This window comes from Micromonospora sp. NPDC047738, assembly GCF_040642675.1.
GTDB lineage: Bacteria > Actinomycetota > Actinomycetes > Mycobacteriales > Micromonosporaceae > Micromonospora.
Genome location: NZ_JBEYSO010000060.1, coordinates 1 through 17446 on the forward strand (window position 1 = coordinate 1; position 17446 = coordinate 17446).

Here is a 17446-nt window from a genome sequence, read left to right on the forward strand (position 1 = left end):
AAAATCCTCCCGGACAGGCAGTCGGCAATGAAACAGGAAACCTCACGGGCAACCGTGGGAATCCCGGCCCCTTCAGGGCCGGGAGGATGTCAAGCCATGTTGGGGCTGACCAGTCCGGTCTGGTAGGCGATGACGACCAGTTGCGCGCGGTCGCGCGCACCCAGCTTCGCCATCGCGTGGCTGACATGGGTGCGGGCGGTGGCCGGGCTGAGGAACAACTCGGCGCCGATCTCGTTGTTGCTCAGGCCCTGTCCCACCAGGGCCAGCACTTCGCGCTCGCGCTGGGTCAGCACCGCGAGCCGGTCCTCCGCGACCTGGGCAGCGCTTCGTTGCGCGGTGAACTGGCCGATGAGGCGTCGGGTGATCCGGGGTGCGAGCAGCGCGTCTCCGGCAGCGACCACCCGGATGGCGTGCAGGAGCTCGGCCGGCCCGGCGTCTTTGAGCAGGAAGCCGCTGGCGCCGGCTTCCAATGCCTCGAAGACGTACTCGTCGGTGTCGTAGGTGGTGAGGATGAGGACTCGGACCTGCTCCAACCCGTGCGTCGCGGTGATCTGGGTGGTGGCTTGAATCCCGTCCAGCTTTGGCATGCGGATGTCCATGAGGACGACGTCGGGGCGGGTGGCGCGGGCCCGCTCGACGGCTTCGGCGCCGTTGGTGGCTTCTCCCACCACCATGATGTCGTCCTCGACGTCGAGCAGGACCTTGAATCCGGACCGGACGAGACCCTCGTCGTCGGCGAGCAGCACCTTGATCGGAGCGTTGGTTGACGGTGATGTGGCCGGTGCGTTCATAGGCGTGACCCGGTCGGCGCGAGGGGCAGCCGGGCCATGACTTCGAACCCTCCGCCCGGTGTCGGCTTTGCCTCGAGTTCTCCGCCCAGCAGTTGGCAGCGTTCGCGCATGCCGAGGATGCCGCGGCCGGGCTTGGCCGAGCTGCCGGTGCCGGTCGGCTGCTGGGCCGGTAGGTGCGGGCCCGCGGGGTCGCCGGTTGGGCGGGCGTGGCGCCCCTCATCGGTCACGCGGATCTCCAAGGCGTCGATCCCTGGGTGCAGCGCTACCGTCACCCGGGTCGGGCCGACGTGACGGATCACGTTGGTGATCGATTCCTGCAGGATTCGGTAGGCGGCGCTGCCCACCGCGCTCGGCAACGGCGCCGCGGGCGAGGTCTGCTCGAGTTTGATGTCGAGTCCGGCATCGCGTGCCTTGGCGGTGAGTTCGTCGATCTGCTCGAGCCCTGGGTACGGCACGCGCCCGTCGGTGTCGTCACGGAGCACCCCGAGGATGGCTCGCATCTCCCGCAGCGCCCGGGAACTGGTCTGTTCGATGGCTTGCAGCGCCTCGCGTGCCACTTCCGGCCTCTTGTCGAGCACGTGCGCGGTGACACCGGACTGGACGTTGATGATCGCTATGGCGTGCGCGACGGTGTCGTGGACCTCGCGCGCGATCCGCAGCCGTTCGGCGTCGACCCGTGCCCGTGCTTCCTCCTCGCGAGTCCGTTCCGCCAGCTCGGCGCGCGCCTGAGCTTCGGCGGCGATGACCCGTCGAGACCGGACGGACTCGCCGAGGGCTGCGCTCATGACCGATGCACCGATCCGGAAGAACACCCAGCCGATGGCGGCGCGTGGTTCGATGTCGGCCGCGGCGACCAGCCACCAGACGGCGAGCACCGTGGTACCCACGCCAGCCACCACCAGCGATCGGCGCCCGTCGCCGTAGGCGGTGAGGGTGTACAGGGCGACGAAGAGCCCGAGCCAGCCGGGCCCGTCCGGGAAGTCGAGACCGTAGTACACCAAGCTGGCGAGCGCGGTGGTGACAAACACCGGCACCGGCCACCGGCGGCGGACGGCCAGGGCCAGGCCACTCACCATCAGCAGCGCGTATCCGAGGTTTCCGAAGTCGGCGAGCGGGCGCGGTGCCCCCTCGATGGCAACCTTGGCGACCGTGCCCTGCACCTGCATCACGGTGACGAAGAGCGCGAGCGCCACGTCTTGCGCCACCATACGCAAGGGGAACGACACGGCACGTGGTTGCATGCGGTGATCCTACTGTTCCCGCCCACGGACGACGCTCGGCACAGATGCGCGACCTGCTACGCGCGCGGGCGTAGTGAGCTACCAGGTCGTCTACGCCCAATTGCGTAGACGCTGCCATCCGTTGTCAGAGGCCACGGCGGCCTCACCGGCGCGACGATCACCGCCATGAGCGATCACCCTCACCCACTTCGAGGAGCGTGCCATGCGTAGATTCTTCGCCGGCGTGGCGGCCCTGCAGATGCTGGCCGTCGTCGCACAGTTCTTCCTGGCTGCCAGCGGTGCTTTCGACACGGCACCCAACGACGAGTCCTTCCAGCCGCACCGCGCGCTGGGCGGCGGGATTGTTCTGATCGCGGTCCTGGTGACCGTCGTCGCCGCGACAGCCCGAATGCCCGGGCGGGTCATCGGGATGAGTGGCCTGGTCGCCGGGCTCGCGGTTGTCCAGTTCGTGATCAAGGGGATCGCCACGGCGCTCGACGGCACCGCCGGCGGGCTCGTCTTCGGCCTGCACGCGGTCAACGGTCTCGCCATCGTGGCAGTGACCGGGATGATCATCCGCCAGGCCAGGCAGCTGTCCAGGCCGGACACCCAGCTGCCCAGGCCGGCCACGCCTGCGCGACAGGCGCCATGACCACGGGGCTGTGGATCATCCTGGACCATGTCGTCGCGCTGCTGAGCATCGCCGCGTGGTTCGCCGCCGGCGTCACGCTGGCGCTCCGGCGCACCCGGCTGGCGCTCACCGGCCTCGTCGCGGCGGTGCTCGTGACGCTGGTCCGGGTGGGCACCGTGGCGATGTTGGCCGGCCGGGGCTGGTGGTTCGTACAGGAGAAGGTGCTCCTGGGGCTGCCGCTGCTGGGGGCCGCCGGGGCCGTCGCCGTGCTGGTCGCCGGCCCGCAGCTGCTCGCGGTAAGACGGGGGCGAGCAGCTGGAGGGTCGGCCCGTGGTGTGGTCTCGGTGTTCACCGCGGGCTACGCGGCGCTGGCCGGTCTGGTGGTGACCTTCCTGGTCGGATACCCGCTTACTGTGAGCGCGGCCTTGATCACGATCTCGCTCGTGGGCGCCGGCGCGTTGCTGACCGCGCGAGTGGTCACGGCTCCGGTCGAGAGCAGCGCCGATGCGGGCGTCGCGCAGGCGCCGGAGGATCGACCCGCGATCTCGCGCCGCCGGTTTCTCGGCTGGACCGGTGGCGCGGTCGTGGTGACCGCGGCCGGTGCCGGCACCGGGCTGTCGTTCCTCCCCACCGAATCGGTGACCAGGGGCGGCGGCCCGGGACGTTCGTCCCGGGCGGCCGTGTCGGTGGCCGACCTGCGGGGCTCCGGCTCACCGGCACCGGGTGGCACCGTGCGGCGGCAGGTGCTCACCGCGAAGAAGGCCACCGTACGGCTCCCGTCCGGGCGGGAGATCGACGCGTGGACCTACAACGGGGAGGTCCCGGGCCCGGCGATCACCGCGACCCAGGGTGACCTGATTGAGGTGCGGCTGCACAACGCCGACATCGACGACGGCGTGAGCCTGCACTGGCACGGCTACGACGTACCGTGCGGTGAGGACGGCGCGCCGGGCGTGACGCAGCTGGCCGTGCGACCCGGTGCGGACTTCGTCTACCGGTTTCGCGCCGATCAGGTGGGCACCTACTGGTACCACACCCATTACGCGTCCCACGTCGGCGTACACAAGGGGCTGTTTGGGACTCTCGTCGTGCAGCCGCGCGACGGGCAGCGGGCCGACGAACAACCCGCGGTGGAGCAGGTGGACCTGACGCTGCCCGTGCACACCTTCGACGGCACCGTCGTGATCGCCGGCGGAGACGGCAAAACCGAACACGCCGCACCACCCGGCGCACCGGTTCGGCTGCGAGTGATCAACACCGACTCGGATCCGCACCGGATCGTCCTCGCCGGAACCCCGTTCCGGGTGGCGGCCGTCGACGGCCGAGACCTCAACCAGCCCGGTGAGGTCAGCGACGTCGGACTGCACCTGCCCGCGGGCGGGCGGTACGACCTGGTGTTCCTCATGCCGGATACGTCCGTGGCGCTCGTTGTCGACGACGATCATGACGGCGGAGTGCGCCTGCGCCCGCATGGCGATGCGCGCGGCGAAGCGCGTGTCGAGGACACGTCTGACCTGCCGGAGCTCGACCTGCTGCGGTACGGGGCTCCGGCCGCCGTGCCCTTCGACAGCGGCAGCGCCGACCGGCACTTCACCATGGTCCTCGATCGCGGGGTGGCGATGGTCGACGGGAAGCCTGCGTTTGCGCAGACCGTCAACGGTCGAGGCCACCCCTCCATCCCCGACCAGCTCGTCGCCGAAGGCGACATCGTCCGGTTCACCGTCGTCAACCGAAGCCTGGAAACGCACCCGTGGCACCTGCACGGCCATCCCGTGCTGATCCTGTCCAGGAACGGGACGCCGTCGACGGGTAGTCCGCTGTGGGTGGACACCTTCGACGTCCGACCGGGCGAGACGTGGGAGGTCGCGTTCCGCGCTACGAATCCCGGAATCTGGATGAACCATTGCCACAACCTGCCGCACGCGCATCAGGGGATGATGCTGCGGCTCCACTACGACGGTGTCACGACGCCATTCGGCGGCTCGCACGGCGGAAGCCCCGGCCATGGCCACTGATTCAGCCCGCGCCGCTGATCGGCCCGCCCGGTGCACGGACGATCTCAAGTCGGACGTCCTGGCCCTGGTGCACCGGCACCACCGGGCCGTCATCGACGCCGAACTACGTCGGCTGGCCCGTCGAGCACCGTCCCTCTCCCCTGCCGACCTGGACGTCGTCAACACGGCTCTTGAGGAACTCGCCGAGTCGGCGATTCTCGCTCCGCTGCGAAACGCGCCACGGGACACCGCGATTCTGCTGACACGCATTTTCTGCCAACCAGGCAACGGATCAAGGCGATTGAATGCAACGCTCAACGATTGAGGAGAAGATGATGACAACCGAGGCTCCCCGTACGGATGGGGCCCTGGCGGGACTAGCCCGGTTCTGTTTCCGGCGCCGTGGCCTGGTCCTCGTGACCTGGATCGTCGGCGTAATCGCGGTGGCGTTCGTCGGCTTCAGCTACGGCGCCGCCTCCGACAACGACTATGCCGGTGGAGACTCCGATTCCGCCAGGGCGCAGGTCCTGATCGAGAAGCACTTCCCCGAGCAGCAAGGGGACACGCTGACTCTCGCGATCAAGGCGGAGAAGGGGATCGACGATCCCGCCGCCCGGCAGAAGATCGAGAAGGTCATCGCCGATCTGGACGCGTCATCCATTACCGGGCCGGTGATCTCGCCGTATCAGGACGAGAATCTGGTGACGAAGGATCGCCGTATCGCCCGTACGACCATCCCGCTGACCGACAAGGATGTAGCGAAGACTGAGGTCAAGCCCCTGGTGGACAGGGTCAAGGACGCCTCCGGTGACGGCGTGACGCTGGGGCTGGGCGGGGAGAAGGCGGAGAAGGCGGAGACGCCCCCGCAGGGCCCGGCCGAGGGTGTGGGCCTCCTGACGGCGGCGGTGGTCTTGTTCATCGCCTTCGGGTCGCTGGTGGCGATGGGCCTGCCGCTCGTGACCGGACTGATGGCGGTCCTCGGCGGCATCGCCCTGATGAAGCTCGTGGGGCATGTGGTCCCCTCGCCGGATTTCACGGTGCTCGTCTGCTCGTTGATCGGGCTCGGTGTCGGCATCGACTACGCACTGTTCATCCTGACCCGCTACCGGGACAGCCTGCAGGACGGCGACGAGCCCGAGAGTGCCACGGTCAAGGCCATCACCACCGCTGGTCACGCGGTGCTGTTCGCCGGCACGACCGTCTTGATCGCACTGCTGGGCCTGATCGCCATGGGACAGAAGATGATGACCGGCGTGGCCATCGGCGCGTCGGTGACGGTGCTGGTGACGATGATCGCCGCGGTTACCCTGCTGCCGGCGTTCCTGGGCTTCATCGGCCACCGGATCAACTCGCTGCGCCTGCCCCGTCGCACGTCCCGCTGGCGCGGGGCTGGCGGTGCCCCGTCGCGGGAGCGCCGTACCGCCGCCGAACGTTGGGCCGGCGTGGTGCAGCGCAAGCCGCTGGTCGCCGCGCTTCTGGCCGGCGCGAGTCTGCTGGTGCTGGCCGCCCCCGCGCTGTCGATGCGGCTGAGCCTGCCCGACGCCAGTGTCCAGCCCCGCGACCGGAGCAGCTACACCTCGTACGAGATCCTCTCCGAGGGCTTCGGTCCCGGCTACGGCGCACCCCTGATCTTCGCCACCGAGGTCGGCTCCACGGACGACGATCTGAGTTCCGTCGTCGCGGCGGTCAGGAAGACCGAGGGCGTCGCCTACGCCACTCAGCCGCGGATCAGCCAGGATGGGCTGGCTGCCATCTTCATGGCCTTCCCCAAGACCGGATACCAGGACGAGGCGACCGCGGACCTGGTGCACAAGCTCCGCCACGACGTGCTGTCCAAGGCGCCCGGCGGCAATGCGGTCTACCTCGGCGGCCCGAACGCCGGTGCGATCGACTTCGCCGCGGACACCAGCTCGCGCCTACCCCTGATGATCACGGTCGTCATCGCGCTGTCCCTGCTGCTGCTGGTCGTGCTGGTCCGGTCGGTCACGATCGCGCTGCAGGCCGCCGTGATGAATCTGCTGTCGATCGGCGCCGCCTACGGCGTGCTGGTCGCGATCGTGCAGTGGGGGTGGCTCGGCTCGGCTCTCGGTTTCCCCGCGGCCATGCCGATCACGACCTGGGTGCCGATGATGATGTTCCCGCTCCTGTTCGGCCTGTCGATGGACTACGAGGTCTTCCTGATCTCGCGGATCCGTGAGGAGTACGAGCGCACCGGCGACACTCGGCTGGCCGTCGCTCGCGGGCTGGCGCGAACCGCCAAGGTCATCACGGCCGCAGCCGCCATCATGATCGCCATCTTCACGACCGCCGTGCTCGGCCCCGACGTCTCGGTCAAGCAGATCGGTCTGGGCATGGCGATCGCCGTGCTCGTCGACGCCACCATCATCCGGATGGTCCTCGTCCCCGCGGTGATGGAACTGTGCGGCGAGGCCAACTGGTGGATGCCCGGACGTCGCTCACCGAAGACGGCCACGGCCACACAGGCCGAGGTCGGAGTCTGATCCCTCCCCGCGTCGGAGTGCGGAAACCCTCGGGCGGGCGGTTTACCACACCACCCGTAGGCATCCTAGGAGGATGCCTACGGGTTGGTGCGTCGCGGACACCGTGCTCTGTTGGCAGCATCCGAGCGTGCTGCTCCGCTCGTCGGCCAGAGTCACTCCGCGCGGCGTGGCTGAACCTGAACATCGGCGAGAGGGATGATGCGGACGTGGCCGACGACAGCGGTTATCTGCTCGACAATCAGCAGGCGGAAGCGGGGGCACGTTTTGACGCCCTGGCGGCGCTGTTCAACCCTTCCACGTTCCGGCACATCGACGCGCTCGGCATCGCGGACGGCTGGCGGTGTTGGGAAGTCGGCGCCGGCGGCCCCAGCGTGCCGTCCTGGCTCGCCGCACGCGTCGGCCCGGCGGGGCACGTGCTCGCCACCGACATAGACGCCTCGTGGATGACCGCTGCCTCCGACGCTGGCTACGAGGTCCGCCGCCACGACGTCGGCGTCGAGCCGCCGCCAGCGGACGGATTCGACCTGGTGCACGCGCGCCTCGTCCTGGTGCACGTGCCACAGCGTGCCGCGGCACTGGCCGCCATGATCTCGGCGCTGCGACCCGGCGGCTGGCTGCTGGTGAGGCCGACCCCATGATGCAGCCGCTGGTCTGCCCGGACGAGTCGGGCCCGGCCCAGCGGCTGGCCAACAAACTCAAGCAGGACTTCCGCACGCTGATGGCTCAGCGTGGCGTGGACCTGTCGTACGGGCGCACGTTGCCTCGGTTGTTGCGCGGCGCGGGGCTCGTGGGCATCGAAGCCGACGCCTACTTCCCGATGACCGGCGCTGCCTGCATCCTGCTGGAGCAGGCCACCGTGGCGCAGATCCGCGACCGGCTGGTCGCCGCCGGCCTGGCTACCAACGAAGAAGTCGACCGGCATCTCGACAACGTCGCGGCGGGGCTCCTCGATCTCGCCACCTCGCCCATGATCTCGGCCTGGGGCCGGAAACCCTGAGGCCGGGAGTAGCGGCGAACGCGGCGTCCGATCACCGCCGGACGGCTGGGGTTTCGTCGACCAGGCTAACCGATTTGATTATCGATGATCAGTGACCATAGATTGGCCTTGTGGAACGTTTTCGGCTTTCCAAGGCCGGGAAGCGTGTCGGTGTTCACCCTGTGGCGCATCATGTTTGGGCTGGCTCGGGAGGGTTCCGGTGGCGTGGGCCGGCGGTGAGGGCCGGTGTTTCTGGATCGGTGTTGAGGCGTTGAGTCGGTGAGCGGGAAGCTGCGGCTGGCCGAGGGTGAGACGGCCCGCACCGCGTGTGCCCGCGCGGTGCTGCGCGTGGGGGTGGATGAGGCAACCGGTGAGGTGCTGTCTCCGGCGGTGTTGGCACAACGTATTGGTTGGTGTGCTGATCTGGTGGCGGGCATGGTGGCCGCGCTGGTCGGTGAGCATTGGAACAGCGTGGATGTGGAGGTACTGGCCGGCGGGGTGGATGCGGGTGGGCGGCGGTTGCCGTCGCACGCGTGGATGGCGTTGCGGCGTCTGGGCTGGGCGGTCGCTCCGCCTGGGGGTGTGAGGGTCAATGACCGGGTCGTGCGGATGGCGCAGGAGCAGGCGGGACGTGCACTGCGTTCGGTGAAGTGGCGCGCCGAGGTGACCGCCGGGGTCCTGGCGACGTGGCCGGCCGATCCGCGCAAGCGCACCCCCGCCGAGTGGGAACACGTGCGAGCCTCGATCCCCGGCGGGCAGCACCTGCCATCCAATGTGATCAAGGGCCGGACCCGGCAGGCTGCCACGTTCGTCAAGGCCAACGGCCGGCTGCCGGTGGACGTGTTCGAACTCGAAGGCGTCCCGAGAATCGGGCGGATGCTGCTGCTGGCCGCGTGTGACCGGCAGCAGGCCATCATCGAGCGCAGCGACACCGACCCGGCGAGAGTGCTGCTGCGGCTGCAACTGCCCACCCGTCCGGATCCGCGAGGGTATCGGGACTGGACGTGGGTCGAGTGTCCGATCAGGCTGCCGTCCACGGTTCCCGCCTCGGCGGTGCTTCACCTGCCCACCCTCCGCCTCACCGACGGGACGGTGCGTGCCGACATGGCGTACACGCACGTCGTGCCGAAGGCCCGGGCCACCGGCCACTCGGTGGCGCTTGGCGTGGATTGGGGCCTCAACACTCTCCTCAGCGCCGGTGCCCTGCGACTGGGTAAGGACGGGCGGATCACGGCGTTGGGGGCTGGTGGACAGTTCCGGGCCGCTGGGGTCCTGGCCAAGCAGCACCGCCTGCGCCGCCAGAGTGAGCGGCTGCATGCGAAGGCCGACCAGTACGCGCGGCTGCTCGGCGGCCGCCCCGACGAGCATCTGAGAGTGAAACACGAGGTGCTGGTTAGCGAGATCCGCCACGTCTCCGCCCGCCGCGCGAACCTGAACGACGCGCTCGCGTGGGCCGCCGCCCGCTGGACCGTCGACCAGGCCATCGCCGCCCGGGCGACCGTCATCTACCTGGAAGACCTGCGGTCGATGGAAGCGCGGGGCATGGGGCACAGCCTGAACACGCGCCTGTCCCAGCAGGTCCGCGGAAAGATCAGCGACCGGATGCGGCACCTCGCCGCCGAGACCGGTATCGCCGTGGTCACCGTGCCCGCCCGCAACACGTCAAAGCACTGCCCGCAATGTTTGACCCCGCTACAGCACCGCAAAGCCCCCGACCGGCCCACCACACCGGGATGGAAGTGGGCCATCTGCCCCAACACCGGCAGCTGTGGTTGGCAGGGAGACCGCGACCACGGCGCCTGGCGGCGTATCGCCGCCCGCGGCCTCACCCATCAGGCCAAAACCGTCATCGACAAGACCACCGGCGCCATGGTGATCCGCTCGGTCGTCGACGAGCTCGAAGCCGGCGCCGTCGTCACCCCGAGCTCCAATGCCAGCCGGTGGGACCGGTCGAAGACCGGCCCCACCCGGCACAAGCCACCACGCCCCGCGCCCAGGCGACGCAGGGCACCCTCCCCCACCCGGCCCCACAGCCGAGCGGGAAAGCGTCCGGAGGGACACGCACCAACGGACCGGAAGCTGCCCCGCGCAGCCCACCGACACCAGAGCGTGAACACGATCAGCACACCCACCGCCGGCCACCGGCCACGAGGAGCCGCACTGGGCGCAGGATTCCATCTCCACGCCCACGCAACCCCACCACGGTGGAACACGATCCCGGAAACTCAATCCGACTCAGGATCGCTAAGCTGATCAGGGACGCTTTGCCTCATGAACAACGCACTTGATAGCAAGGTGGCTCTGGTTACCGGCGGTGGTCGTGGCATTGGCGCCGCAGTGGCGCTACGCCTGGCCGAGGAAGGCGCCGACGTGGCGCTGACGTTCCAGCGGAATCAGCAGCGCGCCGACGATGTGGTGGACCAGATCAAGGCCGCGGGACGGCAAGCGATCGCCGTGCAGGCCGACAGTGCCGATCCGGCGGCAGTGATCGCCGCGGTGGACCGGGTCGCCGGTGAGCTGGGTCGGTTGGACATCCTCGTCAACACCGCCGGCGCGTTTCTGCTCGGACCGCTGGATGAGCTGAGCCTGGCAGAGTTCGAGCAGACCGTTGCGGTCAACGTCCGGGCACCGTTTGTGGCCTCGCAAGCCGCAGTGCGCCGTATGTCGGCCGGTGGGCGGATCATCAACATCGGCAGCAACATGGCCGAGCGCGTGCGGTCTTCCCGGGCTTTTCGCTCTACGCGATGAGTAAGACCGCGCTGATCGGCCTGACCAAGGCGCTTGGACGTGAACTCGGCGGCAGGGCGATCACCGTGAATCTCGCGAACCCAGGGGCCACAAACACCGAACTGAATCCGGCCGACGGCCCTAACGCCGACACGATCAACGGATTCACCGCCCTCGGCCACTACGCGGAACCAGCCGACGTGGCCGCCGCGGTGGCGTTCCTCGCCGGTCCGGAGGGGCGTTACATCACCGGCGCGACGATCAACGTCGACGGCGGCTTCACCATCTGATCATCGACTCACCACCGTTTGCCCACCCTTGCGCACACCTGCGGCCCGTCCCTACCCGTCGTAGCGGGGACGGGCCGCAGCCTCTTTCCAGTCGCCTGAGCGGGAGACCTCGTCCGGCGTGTTACTCCGGATGGTTGAGGCTGAGCCACTGCGCTAGTTGGGGCGGATGTGCGCGCCTGGCCCTATCGCTAAAGCTCGATCCAGTAACGCCGGGCGGGGCCGAAGTCGGTGTCCCGGATGCACTCGAATACGCCGCCGCACCGCTCGATCGTCTTCGCCGAGGCGACATTGTCGACCGCGCAGACGGCCAGCAGCCGCTCCAGGCCGAGCACTCGCGCCTCGTCGAGCATTCGGCCCATCGCCCAGGTGGCCAGCCCGCGCTGGCGTGCGGACGGCCGGATGCCGAAACCGATGTGGCCGGCCCACCGCACGTAATCACTACTACCGTGCCGCAGTGCAATCCCGCCGAGCACGCGATCGCTCTCGACGATCCATCGATACATGCAATGGTGGTCCGCCAGCCTCGCCACCCAGGCCGCGAATCCGGCCGGTGAATCCACCTCGTCGGACGGGCCCAGTCCGAAACCGTCCTCATGCAACCCGGGGCCCCACTCTGCATGAGCGTCGAGCCAGGCACTGTGCAGGCGGACAGCAGGTGCGATCAACTCGGGCACGCGACGACAATACCCGCCAGCACAGGCATGGACATCACGGTGAAGTTCCGCGAGCACTGCCGCTCCCGCCTCGTCAACCATCATGCGAGGCCAGGCAGCGCGGGGCACGGCAGTAAGGAGTCAACGTCGATCAAGTATTTACATCTTTCTGATGATCGACTACGGTGGTCGGAACTCGAGTATCCAAAGGGTGGCCACCCCCTTACCCAGCGCGACTGTCGTGCCTGCTGGGCACGAGAGCGCGCTGACGTGACAGTGGGAGATTGCCTTGGGTTCCGACGCCTCACATAACTCATCCGGTCAGCGAGACGCCTCCTCGCACGACACACCGATCCAGCACACACCAAGAGCGCGCCTCCTGCAGCGCATCCGCCCGGTCTCCATACTGGCGCCCCTGGCAGCGGGCGCCCTGATCCTCGGCACCGCGCAGCTGTGGGGGCCAGCCGCCGCGCAGGGGCTTGACGACGCGGCCATGTCCGCGGCCCCCGCCTACGCCGTCGGCCTGCAGCCGCCGCAGGATCCAGGCCCGTTCCCCGGCAGCGTGACGCCCACCTCCCCCACCCTCACGATCGCCGGGCAGCGCGACGGCGAGAGCACGTTCAAGGTCGTCAAGTACGACCAGGTGAAGCCGAAGACCGCGGGCCAGATGGACTTCGCGCACTTCCACACCGGCATCGAAATCCAGTGGTGGCTGAAGAAGTGGGCCCACGAGCGCCCAGACATCGTCGACCTGCACATCGTCGGCGAGAGCTACAGCGGGCAGCCGATCTACCAGTTGACCATCACCGACAAGTCCACCGGCGCCGACACCGACAAGCCAGCCGCCTACTTCGAGGGAAACCGCCACTCGGGCGAGGTGTCGTCCGCCGAGAGTTCGCTCTGGCTGGCACACCACCTCATCACCCAGGCGGGCAAGGACGCGAAGGTCGACAAGCTGCTCGACGAGAAGACGGTGTACATCCGGCCGGTCAACAACCCCGACGGCCACGACATGTACCTGTACACCGCCCAGACGAACCGGTCGACGGTGCGGCCGGACGACAGCGACGGTGACGGCAAGCGCGACGAGGATCCGGGCGAGGACCTCAATGGTGACGGGTACCTGAGCCAGATGCGCCAGTACGTCGGCGCGGGCAAGGGCACACACGTCGTCGACGAGCGGGATCCGGCCGGGAACGCGATGCTCAGTGTCGGCGCGGGCAAGGGTGACTACCTGATGTTCTCCGAGGGTGTCGACAACGACGGCGACGGCCGCTACAACGAGGACGGCATCGGCGGCCTCGACCTGCACCGTAACTACCCGTACAACTGGCATGTCATGCCGGCGGACGACGCGACGGGCCGGAACCTGACCCAGGGCGGGGCCGGCGAGTATCCGTTGTCGGAGCCGGAAACTCGGCATGTGTACACCTGGCTGATGTCGCACACGAACATCGCCGCGGTGAACAGCATGGACACCCGGGTGCCCATGCATCTGCGGGGGCCGTCGACCTGCGACCCGGTCGAGTGCATGTATGCGAGCGACCGCAAGCTTTACGAGCACTTCGACAAGGCGGGTGCCTCGTTCACCGGCTACCGGAACACGGGAAGCGTCTACATCGACTACGCCACGCGCAACGGTGGCCAGCCGACGCCTCTGTTCGGGCACGGCCCGGACTTCGGCTACTTCCAGTACGGCGCGGTCTGGTACGGGGACGAGATCTGGAACGGCGGTGACTACATCGACTACGACAAGGACGGCCGGTACGCCGACTGGGAGCGGTCGCGGTGGTGCGCCGAGAACGGCCGCACGAACTGCTTCCTGCCGTGGACCGAGGTGCAACACCCCAAGTTGGGGAAGGTCGAGATCGGCGGGATCAACCCGAAGTTCTGGTCGCAGAACCCGTCGGCCGATCTGATCGGTGAGTGGGCTGCCAACCAGGCCCGGTTCAACCTGTATCTGATCGATTCACTGCCGCAGGTCGACCTGACCGAGGTCACCGCCAAGAAGCTCACGGGTACGCAGAGCGACGGCGCGACGCACGAGATCACGGCGACGGTCAACAACATCGGTCGCATTCCGACGGCTCTCGAGCAGGCGAAGGAGATCAAGATCGTCGCTCCGGACACCGTCAAGGTCGAAGGTGCCCGCGCGGTCGGTGCCGCGCCGCAGTTCTATCTGGACGGCGGCGATAAGCAGAAGGTCCGCCTCCGGGTGATCAAGACCGGCAGCGACACCGTCGCGGTGAAGGCGGTCAGCGTTCGCGGCGGTCTCGATGCCACATCCGTACGCCTGAACTGATCCGATTGGGCGGTCCCCACCCCCGTTCAACGGGGTGGGGACCGTCGGCATTCGGACCCGGGTCGACCGGAAGCGGCGGCCCAGAAGCACAAGATCGGCGATGTGCCCCGAGAGGATCCGCAGCTCAGCCGACTGCGGCTGCGCTGGCGTCACCGAGCAGGCGCCGTGCTTCGGCGATGACCTTTGTGTCGACATCCTCGGCCACGGTTCTGGTGTACTGCCGCCCTTCGTAGACGGCGTCAAGGTAGTCGTACGTGTTTTCGAGGTCGATGAGGTCCCTTGCCAGGGGAGTTCCGTCGTAGGTGATGAACCCGGATGCCCAGGACGTGAGGTCGCGAGGTGTGATGGTCTTGACGAGCAGCCGTCGGGCCATGACCCGGAGGGCTGCCTCTTCCCCCTCTCGGCTTCCTTCCCGGTAGTAGGCCAGGGAAAGCTCCGTCAGCGCGTCTCGCAGCCAGCGGCGCAGCTCGTCGCTCTCGCTGCCCTTGACAGGCGAGACGCCGGCCAGGATTCGGAGGGTCGGAGTATCTGTGCCTGCTACCAGGCAGGCGCAGGCGGCATCAATCACGTCAGTTGCGGGGACGGAACCCACGCTCCACAGGATGGCGGCTTCCTGGAGGCCGGTAAGAGCCGCTCCACTGGTCATCGACACATGATCTACCTCAAGGGTGTCGATGTCCCGGAGTTTTTGGGCAGAGTGGGCCGCTCCGCGGGGCGCGGACAGAGCCGTGGATTAGGAGGGCCCGGGGCTTTTCGCTATCCCTTGGTGACGGGTCCGAGGTCGTCAGGACTTATCGTCTTCGCCACCTCGCTCAGGTCATTGTCCAGCTGGTGATCGCGCCCGGGCAGCCGGTGCAGCTGTGCCTGTGGGATGGCGCGGGCGTACAGGTCAGCATGCGACGGTGGGGCCGTCTCGTCCTGAAGCCCGTGGAACACATGCACCGGCACGCCTTGCGGCAGCCTCGCACCGAGGTCGTGCGGCAGCTCGAACTCGTCGCCGGGCCAGCCGCCCGCACCGACGAACGGAGCGGCGATCAGCACGATCGCCCTGAGCTTCTCCGGCTCCGGTGGCCTCTCGGCGAGCGCGTTGATGAGGATCGTCCCGCCCACCGAATGGCCGGCGACGACCGCGCCGTCGTCCAAGGTCGTCATCTCATGCCGGATGGCCGCGCTCCACTTGACGTAGCTCGGGTCGTGCTCGTCGGGCATGCGCGGGTAGCGGACCTCGTACCCGTCCCCGAGCTCCCGCCTCAAGCTGTCGAACAGCTTGTCGTCCCACTCGTCGTGCGCGCCCGCGCCGCCGCCCTGGATGAACAAGATCTGCCGGATCCCTGCCATGACGATCCTCCTGCGCGCTCGTGACGATCCGGTTCTGGTACCGCCGGCGGCATCGGGAGGTCTGGCGTGGCGGGGGTCCGGTGCGAGCTGGGGTCCCTCATGCCGCAAGCGTAGGTGTATGGGCGGCCTGGGACGACGCGTCCCAACCGCACCTACATGCCTTCGAAGCAAGGTTCGAGTCCGGCACCAGGGGAGCATTAGGATTTGGTGGCTCAGCAGCGCCTGTTGCCTCCTTGCCGGGCGTCCGGCACACCTGCTCGTGGTGGAGTAGCAGCTGGAACGGCTGAGCCGGCGTGACGTGCAGCTCGTCCGCGAGTCCCGTTCAGCGTGTTCGTGACCTGTCCAGCCCAGCATGGGTGGCTTGGTCCTCAGTTGGGTGTGAAGCTCGGGAAAAGCCCAAGGGTGCCCGTTCCGTCCGGGGACTACAGGTGACGGGAAGGTTGGACGGGCGAACGATCTTTAACCCTTGTTGATGCCCCGTTATGCCGACATCGCGACGGGAAGAAAGACCGGGGTGACAGGGACCGGCCGTTGTGAGGCGGCGGCCTGCGGGTCCCGCTCGGGCCGTGGTGAACACCGCTGTCCCCGGGGTAAAGGGGCCTATGGCTCGGACGCCACCGAGCAGTGATGCGTTCGACCGGATCCTGGACGTGGACGCGCTGCGGGGATTCGCGTTGTTCGGCATCCTGCTGGTCAACATCTGGTACTTCGCCTCGGGGTACGCGTTCCACCGCATCCCTGACCCGGCGTACCCCTCCTGGCTTGACCATCGGATCCACGACAGCGTGGCGCTGCTGTTCGAGATGAAGTTCTACCTGCTCTTCTCGTTCCTGTTCGGTTACAGCTTCACGCTCCAACTCGACGCGGCGCGGCGCCGGGACACCGCCTTCCGGCCGCGATTCCTGCGCCGGCTGGCCGGCCTGTTCGTGCTTGGCGGACTGCACGCTGTGCTGCTCTTCCACGGCGACATCCTCACCACCTACGCCGTACTCGGGCTGGTTTTACTCGCCGTGCACCGGATCCGACCGCGCACGGCGGTGATCCTGACCGGCCTGCTCGTGGGAGTCGTCGTACTCTCCTTCGGCTCGATGGCCCTGGCGGAGGCGCCGCCGGTCGAGCAGTCGGCCGCCCTCAAGGCCGGGGAAAGCGTCACAGCGGCGCTGGCCGGCGGGCCGGCCTCCGTCATCACCCAGAACGTCCGTTCGATACCGCACATGATCGTCGGGACGGCGAGGCTGCAGGGACCGGTCGCCCTGGCCATGTTCCTTCTGGGGCTCGCCGCCGGCCGTCGCCGGATGCTGGCCGACGTGTCGCCACACACTCGCGCTCTGCGCCTGATCCAGCGCGTTGGATACCCGGTGGGTCTCGCCGGCGCGTTTGCCGTCGTAGCCCTGGGCGGCCGCACCACGGTCGAGGGCCTCGCCTTGGCCACCCTCACCGGGACGGCGCTGGCGGCGGCGTACGCCGCCACGATGCTGCGGCTGTTCCAGACACCGACGGGGCGTCACATTTCGGCCGCGCTCGCACCGGCCGGCCGGATGGCGTTGACCAACTACCTGAGCCAGTCCCTGATCTGTGCTCTGATCTTCACCGGGCTCGGTCTCGGGCTGATCGGCCAGGTACCGCCGGCCGGCGTACTGGCCATCGCATTTGGCATCTTCGCCGCACAGCTTGTGCTGAGCGCTCGCTGGATGAGGACCCACCGGTACGGCCCGGTCGAGTGGATCCTCCGGGCGGTGACCAACGCCGAACGGCCGGCGTGGCGCCGATAAGTCCGACGCGGAAGCCACCGCAGTCGAGCCGGACGACGGCCGGCACCCGACCCGGACCCGGTAACCAGTCGTCGTCACCGCCGTGCTGGAAACGGCGGCTCTCCCCACCCCGACAGGCTTTTGTCCGTTATTGTGAGCAAGTGTCCCGTCGACAGGTGTTGGCTGCCGTCCCGGTCCTGGTTCTGTCGGCCGGGCTGCTGGCCTGCACCGACCGGGCGCCTACTCGGGAGGCGGTGACCAGCCCGTCCGCC

13 protein-coding genes and 1 pseudogene are annotated in these 17446 nt (G+C 68.4%); 9 read left to right on the top strand and 5 right to left on the bottom strand.

The annotated features are described in order from the left end of the window. Positions 1 to 89: 89 nt before the first annotated feature. On the bottom strand, positions 90 to 791 hold the full coding sequence (locus ABZ783_RS36625; RefSeq protein ID WP_357447549.1) for a response regulator transcription factor: 702 nt from the start codon (positions 789 to 791) through the stop codon (positions 90 to 92). Next, positions 788 to 2032, bottom strand: coding sequence for a sensor histidine kinase (locus ABZ783_RS36630; RefSeq protein WP_357447552.1), 1245 nt, complete (start codon positions 2030 to 2032; stop codon positions 788 to 790). Before ABZ783_RS36630 ends, ABZ783_RS36625 begins: the two co-directional genes overlap by 4 nt. A gap of 202 nt (positions 2033 to 2234) precedes the next feature. On the opposite strand from ABZ783_RS36630, the gene ABZ783_RS36635 reads away from it, so the two are divergent. The 7 genes and pseudogenes from ABZ783_RS36635 (at position 2235) to ABZ783_RS36665 (ending at position 11130) form a co-directional block, all read left to right on the top strand. Continuing rightward, a complete protein-coding gene (locus ABZ783_RS36635; protein ID WP_357447556.1) occupies positions 2235 to 2663 on the top strand; it encodes a DUF6220 domain-containing protein in 429 nt (142 codons plus the stop codon). Further along, positions 2660 to 4657: a multicopper oxidase family protein gene (locus ABZ783_RS36640; protein WP_357447559.1), complete on the top strand. Its 1998-nt coding sequence runs from the start codon at positions 2660 to 2662 to the stop codon at positions 4655 to 4657. Before ABZ783_RS36635 ends, ABZ783_RS36640 begins: the two co-directional genes overlap by 4 nt. Before the next feature lie 395 nt (positions 4658 to 5052). Next, positions 5053 to 7137, top strand: coding sequence for an MMPL family transporter (locus ABZ783_RS36645; RefSeq protein ID WP_357447562.1), 2085 nt, complete (start codon positions 5053 to 5055; stop codon positions 7135 to 7137). 206 nt (positions 7138 to 7343) lie between these two features. Continuing rightward, complete coding sequence (locus ABZ783_RS36650; protein WP_357447566.1) at positions 7344 to 7775, top strand: methyltransferase; 432 nt, start codon at positions 7344 to 7346, stop codon at positions 7773 to 7775. Beyond that, positions 7772 to 8134, top strand: coding sequence for a hypothetical protein (locus ABZ783_RS36655; protein WP_357447569.1), 363 nt, complete (start codon positions 7772 to 7774; stop codon positions 8132 to 8134). The genes ABZ783_RS36650 and ABZ783_RS36655 overlap by 4 nt, the downstream gene beginning before the upstream one ends. A gap of 258 nt (positions 8135 to 8392) precedes the next feature. After that, complete coding sequence (locus tag ABZ783_RS36660) at positions 8393 to 10366, top strand: zinc ribbon domain-containing protein (protein ID WP_357447572.1); 1974 nt, start codon at positions 8393 to 8395, stop codon at positions 10364 to 10366. Between the two features lie 18 nt (positions 10367 to 10384). Further along, positions 10385 to 11130, top strand: a pseudogene (locus ABZ783_RS36665) (SDR family oxidoreductase). A gap of 188 nt (positions 11131 to 11318) precedes the next feature. On the opposite strand, the gene ABZ783_RS36670 reads toward ABZ783_RS36665, so the two are convergent. Continuing rightward, complete coding sequence (locus tag ABZ783_RS36670) at positions 11319 to 11804, bottom strand: GNAT family N-acetyltransferase (RefSeq protein WP_357447575.1); 486 nt, start codon at positions 11802 to 11804, stop codon at positions 11319 to 11321. Between the two features lie 268 nt (positions 11805 to 12072). On the opposite strand from ABZ783_RS36670, the gene ABZ783_RS36675 reads away from it, so the two are divergent. Then, positions 12073 to 14085 (top strand): M14 family metallopeptidase, encoded by a 2013-nt coding sequence (locus tag ABZ783_RS36675; protein ID WP_357447577.1) that lies wholly within the window; start codon positions 12073 to 12075, stop codon positions 14083 to 14085. 124 nt (positions 14086 to 14209) lie between these two features. Here ABZ783_RS36675 and ABZ783_RS36680 read toward each other — a convergent pair whose 3' ends face one another. Together ABZ783_RS36680 and ABZ783_RS36685 are read right to left on the bottom strand one after the other, a co-directional pair. Further along, positions 14210 to 14731, bottom strand: a complete 522-nt coding sequence (locus ABZ783_RS36680) for a hypothetical protein (protein WP_357447580.1) — start codon at positions 14729 to 14731, stop codon at positions 14210 to 14212. A 110-nt stretch (positions 14732 to 14841) separates the two neighbouring features. Next, positions 14842 to 15423 carry an alpha/beta fold hydrolase gene (locus ABZ783_RS36685; protein WP_357447583.1) on the bottom strand — a complete coding sequence of 194 codons (582 nt, stop codon included), beginning with the start codon at positions 15421 to 15423 and terminating at the stop codon, positions 14842 to 14844. A gap of 602 nt (positions 15424 to 16025) precedes the next feature. On the opposite strand from ABZ783_RS36685, the gene ABZ783_RS36690 reads away from it, so the two are divergent. After that, the gene (locus ABZ783_RS36690; protein ID WP_357447586.1) at positions 16026 to 17195 is read left to right on the top strand and encodes a DUF418 domain-containing protein; all 1170 of its coding nucleotides are present in this window, start codon (positions 16026 to 16028) and stop codon (positions 17193 to 17195) included. The last annotated feature ends 251 nt before the right edge of the window (positions 17196 to 17446 follow it).